At 44.0% G+C, this 12,737-nt stretch carries 10 protein-coding genes and 1 tRNA gene; 4 read left to right on the top strand and 7 right to left on the bottom strand.

Translation table 11 applies throughout. From position 1 onward, the window contains the following. Positions 1-120: 120 nt before the first annotated feature. A complete protein-coding gene (locus tag BY457_RS16550; RefSeq protein WP_106154438.1) occupies positions 121-1,320 on the top strand; it encodes a pyridoxal phosphate-dependent aminotransferase in 1,200 nt (399 codons plus the stop codon). Positions 1,321-1,356: 36 nt separating this feature from the next. Here the strand turns inward: BY457_RS16550 and BY457_RS16545 are convergent, their stop codons facing one another. The 3 genes from BY457_RS16545 to BY457_RS16535 form a co-directional block, all read right to left on the bottom strand. Then, positions 1,357-1,929, bottom strand: a complete 573-nt coding sequence (locus tag BY457_RS16545; RefSeq protein WP_106154437.1) for a flavodoxin family protein — start codon at positions 1,927-1,929, stop codon at positions 1,357-1,359. A gap of 4 nt (positions 1,930-1,933) precedes the next feature. Further along, positions 1,934-3,643, bottom strand: coding sequence for a glutamine--tRNA ligase/YqeY domain fusion protein (locus BY457_RS16540; protein ID WP_106154436.1), 1,710 nt, complete (start codon positions 3,641-3,643; stop codon positions 1,934-1,936). A gap of 237 nt (positions 3,644-3,880) precedes the next feature. Further along, positions 3,881-4,384, bottom strand: coding sequence for a hypothetical protein (locus BY457_RS16535; protein WP_106154435.1), 504 nt, complete (start codon positions 4,382-4,384; stop codon positions 3,881-3,883). A gap of 484 nt (positions 4,385-4,868) precedes the next feature. Here BY457_RS16535 and BY457_RS16530 point away from each other — a divergent pair, with 484 nt between their 5' ends. Beyond that, positions 4,869-5,171 (top strand): hypothetical protein, encoded by a 303-nt coding sequence (locus tag BY457_RS16530; RefSeq protein WP_106154454.1) that lies wholly within the window; start codon positions 4,869-4,871, stop codon positions 5,169-5,171. Between the two features lie 64 nt (positions 5,172-5,235). Here BY457_RS16530 and BY457_RS16525 read toward each other — a convergent pair. After that, positions 5,236-5,306: transfer RNA gene (locus BY457_RS16525), tRNA-Cys, on the bottom strand. An 83-nt stretch (positions 5,307-5,389) separates the two neighbouring features. Beyond that, the gene (gene folB / locus BY457_RS16520) at positions 5,390-5,758 is read right to left on the bottom strand and encodes a dihydroneopterin aldolase (protein WP_106154434.1); all 369 of its coding nucleotides are present in this window, start codon (positions 5,756-5,758) and stop codon (positions 5,390-5,392) included. Positions 5,759-6,011: 253 nt separating this feature from the next. Here folB and BY457_RS16515 point away from each other — a divergent pair, with 253 nt between their 5' ends. Continuing rightward, complete coding sequence (locus BY457_RS16515) at positions 6,012-8,090, top strand: putative porin (protein ID WP_106154433.1); 2,079 nt, start codon at positions 6,012-6,014, stop codon at positions 8,088-8,090. 122 nt (positions 8,091-8,212) lie between these two features. Further along, positions 8,213-9,640, top strand: coding sequence for an MltF family protein (locus BY457_RS16510; protein ID WP_106154432.1), 1,428 nt, complete (start codon positions 8,213-8,215; stop codon positions 9,638-9,640). Positions 9,641-9,858: 218 nt separating this feature from the next. Here the strand turns inward: BY457_RS16510 and BY457_RS16505 are convergent, their stop codons facing one another. Beyond that, entirely contained in the window at positions 9,859-10,473 is a 615-nt protein-coding gene (locus BY457_RS16505; protein WP_106154431.1) for an NUDIX hydrolase, read from the bottom strand. Between the two features lie 129 nt (positions 10,474-10,602). Continuing rightward, the gene (gene gltX / locus BY457_RS16500) at positions 10,603-12,135 is read right to left on the bottom strand and encodes a glutamate--tRNA ligase (RefSeq protein WP_106154430.1); all 1,533 of its coding nucleotides are present in this window, start codon (positions 12,133-12,135) and stop codon (positions 10,603-10,605) included. Between the last annotated feature and the right edge of the window lie 602 nt (positions 12,136-12,737).

The raw sequence follows: 12,737 nt of genomic DNA, 5'->3' as shown, positions 1-12,737 counted from the left end.
TAAGCCCCAAAAAGTTGATTTCATCCCAAAACCCCAAAATTTCTTAAAAATATGCAAAGTGTCATTATCTTTGTCGGCTTTCGACCCTAACTTTGTATATAAACCAAAAAAACAGAACCAATGCCAAACATTTCAACTCGAGGCGGTCAAATGCCTGCCTCCCCCATTCGCAAATTGGTTCCCTTTGCTGAACAGGCCAAAGAGAGAGGAACGAATGTGATTCATCTGAACATTGGACAACCTGACATATTTACTCCACAGGTGGCGCTTGATGCCGTCCGTAATCTTACCGATAAAGTGATCGAATACAGTCACTCTGCCGGCAATGAGACCTACCGAAAAAAACTTGCAAAATATTACCAGTCCATCGGTATTGATGTGGATTTTACCGATATCTTAATCACCACCGGCGGATCCGAAGCAATAACTTTTGCATTTTTGAGCTGTCTGAACCCGGGAGATGAAGTAATCATACCGGAGCCATTCTATGCCAACTACAACGGTTTTGCCATTACTTCGGGTGTAAAAATCATACCGGTAACCTCCACCATCGAAAACGATTTTGCACTACCTCCCATCAAGGATCTGGAAGCACTGATTACCCCAAAAACCAAAGGTATTGTCATATGCAATCCTAACAACCCGACGGGATATCTATACTCCGACAGCGAATTGGAAGAATTGCGTGAACTGGTGCTAAAACACGACCTCTTCTTTTTCTCGGACGAAGTATATCGTGAATTTTGTTACGATGAACACAAACATAAATCGGTGTTACATCTGAAAGGACTGGAGGAAAATGCCGTGATGTTCGACTCGGTATCCAAGCGTTTCAGTGAGTGTGGTGTCCGAATCGGAGCACTCGTTTCCAAAAACAAAGAACTGATCAGTGCTGCACTCAAATTCGGACAGGCACGCCTGAGTCCTCCGGGCCTGGGGCAGATCGTAGGAGAAGCCTCTCTGGACACACCCGAGCAATACTTTATCGATGTGTATGAAGAATACATTCAACGTCGCAATTATCTGGTAGAAGAACTTAATAAAATCCACGGCGTAAAATGTCCGGAACCCAAAGGAGCTTTCTACACCATGGTGCAACTGCCGGTGAAAGACACCGAAGATTTCTGCAAGTGGATTCTTAGTGAATTTGACTATGAAGGCAATACCGTGATGATGGCACCCGGGACAGGTTTTTACAGCACTCCGGGGCATGGATCCAACGAAGTCAGGATTGCTTACGTACTGGAACAAAAAGAACTGGAGAAAGCCATTCAGGTTCTGAGAAAGGCGCTTGAAGTTTATCCGGGTAGTATTTTATAATGAAAAGTGGTGAGTCCGGTGACTCACCACTTTTTATCAATTTATTTTCTTCAACAGCCATGCCATATTGGCTCCCAGCGTACGCATGGTATTCAGTCCTTCCTCATCTTTCAACACATCACCTTTCTCCTTACCATAGCCCACATTCCAGTAGGAAGAGCCGGGAATAATCATTTCTGTGATCAGAAAAAAGCGGTTGATGCTATCGAAGGCTGTCATTGCTCCTGCACGGCGGGCCACCGCAACTCCGGCTCCCACTTTCCGCCTGAGCGGGTTGCCTGCCCCGCGAAGCGCATAACCCGAAACATCAATCAGTGCTTTTAATTCGGGAGTGATATCAGCAAAATAAACCGGAGAACCAAGTATAATCCCATCAGCCTCCTCCATCTTCTTCATGCACTCATTGAGGACAGGATTTTTTATATGGCATTGCCCATCTTTCTCCTTGCGACATTTTCCACAGGCAGTACAGCCATTCACCTCCCTACCTCCAATGTGCATCAATTCGGTTTCAATACCTTCCGATTCCAGGACTTTAAAAACCTCCTTAATTAACAACTCTGTGTTTCCACCTTTTCGGGGACTTCCATTGATTGCAAGAACTTTCATATAATCACTTATTCATTTTTGCCCAGGCATCACGCAAGGGCACAGTTCGATTAAAGACCAAGTGATCAGGCGTGGAATCAGGGTCCACACAAAAATACCCCAACCTTTGAAACTGAAATGCATCCAATGCCTCTGCCTCTTTTAATGAAGGCTCCACACGGCATTTCTTCAAAACAGTCAAAGAATCAGGATTCAGGAAGTCTTTAAAATCCTTATCCTTATGTCCCGCAGGATCTTCATCCATAAACAGGCGGTCGTACTGACGCACCTCGGCAGGTAAACTATGTGAAGCACTAACCCAATGCAGGGTTCCTTTCACCTTTTTACCGCTGGTATCACTTCCGCTTCGGGTCTGCGGATCGTAGGTACAATAGATCTCTTCAATCTCCCCCTGCTCATTCTTTTTGAAGTCCTCACACTTCACAATATATCCATTTTTCAGGCGTACCTCACGACCGGGGCCCAGTCGGAAAAATTTCTTGGGAGGCTCTTCCATAAAATCATTCCGCTCAATATAAAGCTCCCGTGTAAAAGGAATCTTACGACTTCCGCCATTTTCATCCTCCGGATTATTGATGGCCTCCATCCACTCCACCTGGTCTTCAGGATAATTGGTCAGAATCAGTTTTACCGGATCGATAACAGCATTCACACGAGGAGCTTTTTTATTCAGATCCTCACGCACACAATGCTCCAGCAAAGCCACATCAATGATGTTGTCACGGCGCGCTACCCCCACCCGGTCGGCAAACATACGAATAGACTCAGGGGTGTATCCACGACGACGTAATCCGGAAATGGTTGGCATTCGGGGATCATCCCATCCTTTTACAATGCCCTTCTGAACCAGTTCCAGGAGACGACGTTTGCTCATCACGGTATAATTCAAATTCAAACGGGCAAATTCAATCTGACGGGGACGGCGCTCAGGAGCAGGCTCTCCTTCAAGTACTTGATCCAAAAACCAGTTGTAAAGCGGTCGGTGAACTTCAAATTCCAAAGTACATATTGAATGGGTAATACCTTCAATAAAATCACTTTGCCCATGCGTAAAGTCATACATCGGATAAATACACCATTTATCACCTGTGCGATGATGACTTTTATGAATGATGCGATACATAATAGGATCACGCATATGCATATTTGAGGAAGCCATGTCAATTTTGGCCCGCAAGACTCTCTCACCTTCTTTGAATTCGCCCTCTTTCATGCGCATAAACAAATCCAGGTTCTCTTCCACGCTGCGGTTTCTAAACTGACTTTCCACTCCGGGTTGTGTCGGCGTTCCTTTTTGAGCGGCAATTGCCTCCGCACTTTGATCATCCACATAAGCTTTTCCGGCCTTAATCAGTTTCACGGCCCACTCAAAAAGCTGGTCGAAATAATCAGAAGCATAATGTTCATCACCCACCCAGTCGAAACCAAGCCAGTTCACATCCTTTTTGATGGAATCCACATACTCCACCTCCTCTTTTGCCGGATTGGTATCATCAAACCGAAGATTACATCCGCCACCATATTTCTCGGCCAACCCAAAATTGAGACATATTGACTTTGCATGGCCAATATGCAGGTATCCGTTAGGCTCCGGCGGGAAACGCGTTAACACCGCACCTCCGTTCTTCCCCTCCTGCAGGTCTTTATCTATTTCCTGATGAATAAAATTGCCTTTACCGGCTGATGGCGTTGCGCCTTCGGTAGTATTGCTCATAATTATCCGTATTATTTCTATTGATTTCTTTGGGTTTTGGGTTGCTTAACCATCAATTTCAGATTTCGCCTTATGGCAAAACAAATCCGTCAATGGTTGGCAAAAATAACGCTTTTTGGTGGGTATTAAAACAGGTCGGAAAATAAAAAAGGAATGCACCGTTCAGGTTTTCATACCTTAACAGTGCATCCCTCAAAAATTCACCAAAATTCAAACAATAAAAAAGCTAATCTATTCTTAATTGGCCGAAATATTCTGAATATTCTTCAGCAACCCGGGATAGTAACAGGCAATAAGTCCAAGTGCCTTTTCTACTGATACCTGACTGTTAACGATCTTCTCCTGACGGCTCAATGCCTCCTGTGACAAAAACATATTATTGGTTTGTTCGGGAAGCACTCTAAAGTCGCTGTTGCTGATGGTAGTGGCTCCAAAACCGGACTTCTTGCATACATACTGAATTTCCATCACATTGCTTCGTACAATAAAATCATTGCATCGTTTACGTTCGTTCAGCAATACAACAATCGGGGCACTTCCGTTTTCGTACTCAATCTGAAATTTGCGGACAGTCTCATTTCCGATGGTTTCAGATTCAAGTTCCGTAATCTGGTAATTACCCAATTCAGTCAGTGAATTTCCTGACAATACCGACACAGCATCTCCGGCAGCCACTACTGAAGAACCGGACAAAATCATAACAAAGAAAAGTAACCCTGCAACAAAATTTACTCGTTTCATAACTATCTGTTTTTAGATGTTTGTTTTTATATTTTACACAGGGAATTCCAAAGGATGTGCCAATAATCACAAAGCACTAACTAACAGGATTTTATCGCTTTTCCAAGTAACCAAATTTTGTCCACTTCCGAATAATGGATGTTCGGTAGCGAACAGTTGTCATTTTTTCACGAACATAAAAAAACATTCATCATTCAATTAATGGCTTTTATCAATGAAATATATCCACTCATCACAAGGCATCTTTATTTCCAGACATCTATTTTTCAATAGTCCGTTAAACTTTTTTCAAAGCTCTGGAAATTAAATCGTTAAGTTTAAATAAGTGTTTTTTTAAAATAAAATGCAGAATGTCAACATCTTACGATTCCATCTAATCTCTAACTTCTAAAATCTAACGATCTATTGTAATTTATCCTATTAAAAAAGAACTTTACATCCGATGTTAAAATCCATATCTTATACTTTCAAAAAAAAGGAAGCCATGAAATACTCAAAATACACGCCGGTGGACCCCGATTTTTTCGATATACTTGAATCAACCGTTCACAAAAACGAAGAGCAGAACATATTCTTTTTTCTTCCTGACAACTCGTTAGGGCAGGCAAAAGGCAAATTTAAACACCTGCCCAAGAATAGTGAAGGGGAATTCATAACGCTGAAAAACGGAGAATTTGTAAGACTTGATCGCATCATCACAATCAATGGGAAACCAGGCCCTGCATTTGATGAGTACGACAACTATGCCAATGAATGTTTATCCTGCAAGGCGGGGTATGAGGAGTAGGATATGCGTCTTCAAACTAAAAGCCCCGCTGTGATTCAAAAAATCACAGCGGGGCTTTTAATTGAGGTCGGTGGCGGATTCGAACCGCCGTACGCGGTTTTGCAGACCGCTGCCTAGCCACTCGGCCAACCGACCATTGTATTGGTCAAAAATGCGGTTGCAAAAGTAAGGATTTTTTCTGTTCAACCCAACAAAATGTTGTTATTTTTATTTTCCTGCTACCGCTCCAAAGTTACACTCACATTTCTCATCTGCCCGCCCATCGGGGGATTCATCTTGGAAATCTTCACCCTCAGCCACTCAATATCAGGAAAATGCCGACAGAGAGAATCCATTACACGGGCGGTGACATGCTCCAGCAAATTGGAGGTCTGTTGCATCTCAGTCCTAACCAGATTGTAAACCTGGACATAATTTAGTGCATCATTAATGTTATCGGTTTGCATTGGCCTGGTCATATCAGTACGAATAGATATATTTACCAAAAACCTGTTTCCCACCACATTTTCTTCTCGAAAACAGCCGTGATAGGCATAAAACTCCATCTCTTCAAGCTCTATAATCCCTGTTTTTATCATTGAATCCATAACCAATCATTTTGAAGCACAAAAGTAAAAATAAAAAACCAATCCTCTCCTTATTAGAATATTTCTCAAAAGAAGTGCCCGGGCAACCGTCAAAATTTGCCGCATCCGGACCGGACGGTTATCTTCGGCAGGAAGTTTGCTGTATTCGACCTGCTCTGAAAGAGGTAAACCGGGAAACTTTGTGCCAAAATATGACCACTTGTTCAGGAAACAGGCTTTCCCACATTCTATTTTTCAATATCTTTGCGTCGCAATGAAGAAATTTATCATCATACATATTGTGTTTCTGGCACTGGCAACGTCAACCTTTGCTCAGTTTATCCCCAGTGGGAACAATCAGTCAGGCGGAGGAAGAGGGTTTCCCACTATGCAGCAGGGAGGCTTTCAAAACGGACAAAACCAAAACCAGAACAACAGCGACGAACAGGAAGCCGGAAGTCAACAGCCAACGGTGCCAAGTGAAGTAAAAAACTGGCGACTGGTGGATGATTTCAGCCTTTCCGACACCGTAGTGGTGGACACTGTATCCACCGGATTTCAAATTTACAATCCGATCTATCAACGCTCCATTGCAAACGTTTTTACCGGCAACCTGGGAGCTCCCGCTCAATCGGTCATCATTGAAGATATGCCGGTGGGAAACAGTTTTTTATTCTCCCGCAACCTCAATTACTGGCTTACCTCACCCGAAGATTGGAAGTATTATAACACCCGAACTCCATACACCAATCTTTATTATCAGCACAGTGGTCCCAAACGTCGAAGTGAAGAAAACGTTGGGGTACTGTTCACACAAAACATCAATGAAAATGTCAATGTCGGATTCAACTACAAATTAATTTCATCGGTTGGAAAATACGACGGACAACAGGTGGACAACCGCCTTTTCAGACTTTTTTCATCCTATTCGGGCAGAAAATATGAGGTTCATGGATCATTTTTTTACGGAAAAACCGACCAATTGAACAACGGAGGAATCATTGACGATAATAACATCCTGAGTCCGGAAGACAACGAGTACGACGGGCCGGAATACATCCCTGTTTACTTCACCAATGCATCCACCCGCATCGACAATTACAAACTATTTATCAATCAAAAGCTTAAAATAGGAAGTGTCTCCATAGCGGTAAATGACTCGGTAAAGGAAAAAACATCTTTGGCCACAGCGAGTCACACTTTTGAAATGGATCGTTACAGACGTGCATATAAAATAGATGATCTGGCAAGTGTTTTTCCGGAAGACGAGTCTCTTTGGTTTTATGACCGGATTAACAACGACCCCACCCAAACCAAAGATACCACCTATCAAACCACTTATCGCAATACCATTCAGCTAAAATTCAATGAAGAAGCCAACCCTTTTCTACAGTTTGGTATGCGCGTGTATCTGATGAATGAAGTGGAGCGCAATCGCTGGCCGGCATCTACAGTCGCGATAGAAGATACCGCTGGCAACCCCACAGGAGAATTCATTTATCACAAGAAAAAAGAACAACGAACCGCCACGGCATTTGGTGGTCAACTATTCAAAAACCGTGGTGAGAATTTCTTTTACGATGCAGGACTTCGTGTCTGGTTTCAAGGCCACAAAGCAGGCGACAGTGAACTTACCGGAGGCTTCAACACACGTTTCAGAGTTGCCAGGGACACTGCAGGATTTTTTGCGCGCGGCGGTCTTTACCTCACTTCACCGGACTTTTTCACTGAGCAATATTACTCCAACCACCTATCGTGGGATAAACGTTTCGATCCGGAACAAACAGTCCGGATTCATGGTGGAATTAATATCCCCACCCGGCGGTTGCAACTCACCGGAGAGATCAGACTCTTAAACGATCATATTTACTGGAACGAAGAGGCTCTGCCCGAACAGACCAGCGAGTTCCTTCAGCTGATACAAATAAAACTAAAGAAGCATTTTCAACTCTGGAATCTGCACAGCAGAAACGAAGTGGTTTATCAGCTTACCAGCCACGACCGCATTGTTCCGGTACCTGAATTATCCGTTTTCAGCTCCAACTACTTTGAAAATACGCTTTTTCAGGTGTTGTTTTTCCAGTTGGGCTTTGACGTGAGATACCACACGGCTTATTACGCACCGGACTTTATGCCGGCCACCGGACAATTCCACATACAACGGGAGAGAAAGACAGGCAACTATCCGGTTGTAGATCCGTTTGTCAATTTTCATCTCAAAAGAGCAAACATCTTCGTCAAATATGATCACGTAAACCAGGGGCTGATGAACAGCGATTACTTCCACACAATCGGCTATCCGATCAATCCCGGAGGCCTGAGGTTTGGCGTTTCGTGGAATTTTTACGACTAATGCCGGAACCGTTTTTTTCTGCATGTCAACATTTTAGTATCTTTGCCCATCATATTGACCGCCACAAACACCACTTTAGATTCCGAAACACAGCGAGGAAGGCCGGTCATAAATGAAACTTTATGGGAAAGATTTTTACTGTAATTTTATCAGCCTTAGCCCTCCTGCTATCCGCATGTTTTCAGGAAAAAGAAAACGATGCCAAGGATACTTCCATTGAACTCTCGGAACGGGACCTGAACGAAATTAAGGAAGAAGGGGTGGTCAGAGTCGTTACCAACTACAACTCCACCAACTATTTTGTGTACAAAGGAACCCCCATGGGCTACCAGCTGGAGCTGCTCCAGGAGTTTAGCAATTATATGGGATTGAAGTTGGATGTAACAATCAACAACGATCTCTCCACCAACTATCGGAACCTAAAAAAGGGGGCCATCGACATCATAGCAAGCAATCTGGCAGCCACCCTTGAGAAAAACGATGGAATCCGGTTCAGCGAGCCGCATAGTTTCAGCCGGCAAATACTGGTGCAACAGCGCTACCAACCCGACAATGGCAATACAGGCAACAGGGAGTACAACAAACTTATTCGCAACCAGCTAAACCTGGCTGGAGAAACCATCTACGTACAAAAAGAATCGGCCTACGCCAAGCGATTGAGAAATCTGGCACAAGAAATCGGTGACAGCATTAACATCGTGGAAATTGCAGATTATGAAGTGGAACAACTCATTGGCCTGGTTGCCAGCGGAGAAATAAAATATACGGTGTGTGACGAAAATCTGGCCCGGGTAAACCTCAACTACTATCCCAATCTGGATGTGGAAACGGCCATCAGTTTTCCGCAAAAACTTTCGTGGGCTGTGCGCTCCACATCGCCCGACTTGTTAAATGTCATCGACAACTGGCTCATCAGCTTCAAAAAAACAGCCCGATACAATCAGATTTATCAGAAATATTACCTCAATAAACGGTCGGTTCATCTGGTGGATGAGGGATTTCATTCGATCAAGGGAGGTCAGGTTTCGGATTTTGATGAGATGATAAAAGAGGAAAGCAACAAGTTTAACTGGGACTGGCGACTGATTGCCTCCCTGATTTATCAGGAATCTCGCTTTTTTCCAAAGGTGGAAAGCTGGGCAGGAGCGCAGGGACTTATGCAACTAATGCCGGGCACCGCTGATCGCTTCGGAGTGGTAAATCCGGAAAACCCGAGACAAAACATCCGTGGCGGAGTGGAATTTCTCAAATGGCTTGATGAACGGCTGGAATCAAGAGTCACCGATCCTGAAGAGCGAATCAAGTTTGTACTGGCCTCATACAATGTAGGGCTTGGCCATGTACTGGATGCCATGAACCTGGCAGAAAAATACGGAAAAGATCCCCTGGTCTGGGAAAACAATGTGGATTACTACCTGCTGCACAAATCAGAGCCCAAATTTTTCAATGACCCGGTGGTGAAATTTGGTTACTGCCGGGGAGAAGAGCCCTACCATTATGTTACGGAGATACTTGAACGATATGAGCATTACAAGAATGTGATGGAATAGTTAGTGTCTGTCCATAAAGTACCATTTACTGCGTTACGCTTGTCCGAAAAGTACTCATTTACGAAAAGTAAACTCCGTATTTTCGGACTTGCGCCACCGCTAAAGCTTTAGGCGACACGCGGTCGCAAGCCTTGTAACTGGCACTTTCTGAACAGACACAGCTCCCGCCAGAAACTTTCCCGACTTTATAGACGGACTCTAGTTAGTCTTTACACCTTCTATATTTTCCGAAGCACCTCCAGCATTTCGCTGAGAATCATAGCTGTGGCGCCCCAAATTGCACGATCTCCTGCTTCGAAGTACGGTGCTATCAGCGTTGTTCCGTTGATATTCCGGTTCAGCTGCTTTACATTCTCTCTTTTGAGCAAGAGCTCCAACGGGACTTCTATTATTTCGTCCACTTCGGTGGAATCGGGCGAAAAAGCAGGCTCATAATCGAGCCATCCTACCTGCGGATAAACCTGAAAATTGCTATTGGGAATATACAGAGGGGTCAGCGATCCTATAATTTGGACATCCTCAGGAACAACCCCAATCTCTTCATGGCTTTCACGCAAAGCAGTGGAACAAAAATCAGCATCTTCCTCCTCGCATTTGCCACCGGGAAAACTGATTTGCCCGCTATGAACACCATCATAAACAGGACGCTGAATAAAAGGAAGATACCAATTGCCGCTACGGGGGTAGAACAAAATCAAAACACTGCTTGGACGAGCCAGAGCAGGATCAGGCATCCGTGTTCCCGTAAACCGGACACTGGGCGCCATCAGCTCGTGAGCTGGTTCACCGGGCAAAGGCCCATTAAGCAGTTGTTTTAATTTTTCTATTTGCACGCGATTTTAGTTTTGAGTTTTGAGTTGAGGGTTTCGGGTTCGGAGTTTTGGGTTCGGAGTTTTGGATGAGATAGTGCTCCGACAACTCCCCTACTCTACTGCAAGAATGGTTCCACTCAATTTCCACCCTTATCCGAGTTCACTCACCGCTTTATTAATTCTGGTCACCACCTCATCCTGGCCAAGCATCTCAACAATGGTAAACAAATCGGGGCCAAAGCTCCCTCCCACAAGAGCCAGACGAAGAGCATTCATCACGCCCCCGAAATTCATCTCATTTTCTTCAATAAGTTTGGAAACTTCCTCTTTTAATACAGCGGCACTCCATAAACCATTGTCATTCTTGAAGAAAACGGCCAATTTGTCCATAAAAGCAGGAATCTCTCCTTTCCAACGTTTTTTGACCACTTTAGCATCGTACGCATCCGGGGCAACAAAGAAAAAGGAACTCTGCTCCCACAATTCATGTACAAAACTCACCCGTTCCTTTACCAGAGCCACTATTTTGGCCAGATGATCAACCGGGGGAGGTACAACCCCTTTCTCCACGAGTACCGGTCCAAAAAGTCCTGCCAGTTCTTCATCCGTTTTCTGAATAAGATACTGATGGTTGAACCACTTTGCTTTTTCGGGATCAAAACGAGCCCCGGACTTATTTACGCGATCAAAAGAAAACGCATTCACTAACTCATCTTTGGTAAAAAGCTCCTGTTCGGTTCCGGGATTCCATCCAAGCAGTGCCAACATATTGATAAAAGCTTCCGGAAAATAACCATCCTCCCGATAACCTGCGGCCACCTCCTGTGTCTCCGGATCGGTCCACTTCAGCGGGAAGACGGGGAATCCAAGCTTATCTCCATCCCTCTTGCTCAATTTTCCTTTCCCCTGGGGCTTCAGTATCAAAGGCAGATGAGCAAAAATCGGTTTATCCCACCCAAAAGCACGGTAAAGTAATACATGAAGCGGCATAGAAGGCAGCCACTCTTCACCACGAATCACATGCGTTACTTCCATCAGGTGGTCATCCACAACATTCGCCAAATGGTAAGTGGGCATTCCGTCGGCCTTAAAAAGCACCTTGTCATCCAGGTCTGAAGTACGAAAAGAGACCCTGCCCCGTATCATATCTTCATCTTCCACCACCTCTGCCTGCTCCGGCATCTTGAAGCGAATCACATGAGGAGCATTCTCCAGAAGCAGTTTATCAACCTCTTCTTTGGGCATAGACAAGGAATTCTTCATCGACATACGTGAGTGCTCATCATAGGAAAATGTTTTACCATCGGCCTCTGCCTCCTTACGTGCCTGATCCAACTCCTCAGCTGTATCAAATGCAATGTAAGCATGTCCCTTTTCCATCAGCAAATCGGCATATTCCCGGTATTGGGCCTTGCGCTCACTTTGCCGGTAGGGGCCATAATTTCCACCCTGAACAGGTCCTTCATCAAACTCCAGTCCGCACCATTTTAAGGATTCAATAATATAATCTTCAGCACCTTTGACATAGCGGGTTTGATCTGTATCCTCAATACGCAGAATAAAAGTCCCCCCGTTTTTACGGGCAAAAAGATAATTAAACAAGGCTGTTCTGACACCTCCCATGTGCAACGGACCTGTAGGACTGGGGGCAAAACGGACGCGAACGGATGGTTGATTACTCATATTTGTATTTTTTTATTTTCTGCTGCAAAGATAGAAAAACGAAGAGGATTTTTTCAGGAACAGTTAACCTGTATTTTTTATAAATTATCTATTACAATTTTCACCTACCTGATAAATTCTGGCGACCTCAATAAAGCTGACTTGGAAATATTTCACTATTCCCTTCATCACTTTTCTTTGTGGTTGCCTGAATATATTGACATTTAAACATCTCCTAACGAAAACTCTTAAATAGTGATTGTCCATAAAGTGCCATTTACTGCGTTACGCTTGCCCGAAAATTCCTCATTTACTCAAGAAAACTGCGGATTTTCGGGCTTCTCAAGCCTTGTAACTGGCACTTTCTAACCAGAAACAGCTCTAAAAACAGAATTTGCTTAGTTTATAGACAGGCTAATTAAGAATTCACAGTTTCCATTATTCAGATTAGGGTTTGTAAAATATTTATCGCTTCTACCTTAAACAAAACACACACCAAAACATGATAAAAATCAATATTCTTGCATTGTTTTTCATTGTTGTCCGGTTAAATAATTGAGGTTGCTTCATTACGGTCGCAATGAACAGACCTTTGCGAGCAGTGCGAAGCAAGCTTCTTTAAA

It is taken from the genome of Marinilabilia salmonicolor, assembly GCF_003003035.1.
In the GTDB taxonomy this organism is placed as follows: domain Bacteria; phylum Bacteroidota; class Bacteroidia; order Bacteroidales; family Marinilabiliaceae; genus Marinilabilia; species Marinilabilia salmonicolor_A.
This window is presented reverse-complemented; position numbering and strand designations above follow the sequence as displayed.

Coding starts and splice junctions, on each gene's coding strand:
- folB (WP_106154434.1), bottom strand. CDS start 5,758: ATGGATTCAATGATAAAAACAGGGATTATAGAGCTTGAAGAGATGGAG.
- BY457_RS16550 (WP_106154438.1), top strand. CDS start 121: ATGCCAAACATTTCAACTCGAGGCGGTCAAATGCCTGCCTCCCCCATT.
- BY457_RS16510 (WP_106154432.1), top strand. CDS start 8,213: ATGGGAAAGATTTTTACTGTAATTTTATCAGCCTTAGCCCTCCTGCTA.
- gltX (WP_106154430.1), bottom strand. CDS start 12,135: ATGAGTAATCAACCATCCGTTCGCGTCCGTTTTGCCCCCAGTCCTACA.
- BY457_RS16515 (WP_106154433.1), top strand. CDS start 6,012: ATGAAGAAATTTATCATCATACATATTGTGTTTCTGGCACTGGCAACG.
- BY457_RS16530 (WP_106154454.1), top strand. CDS start 4,869: ATGAAATACTCAAAATACACGCCGGTGGACCCCGATTTTTTCGATATA.
- BY457_RS16545 (WP_106154437.1), bottom strand. CDS start 1,929: ATGAAAGTTCTTGCAATCAATGGAAGTCCCCGAAAAGGTGGAAACACA.
- BY457_RS16535 (WP_106154435.1), bottom strand. CDS start 4,384: ATGAAACGAGTAAATTTTGTTGCAGGGTTACTTTTCTTTGTTATGATT.
- BY457_RS16540 (WP_106154436.1), bottom strand. CDS start 3,643: ATGAGCAATACTACCGAAGGCGCAACGCCATCAGCCGGTAAAGGCAAT.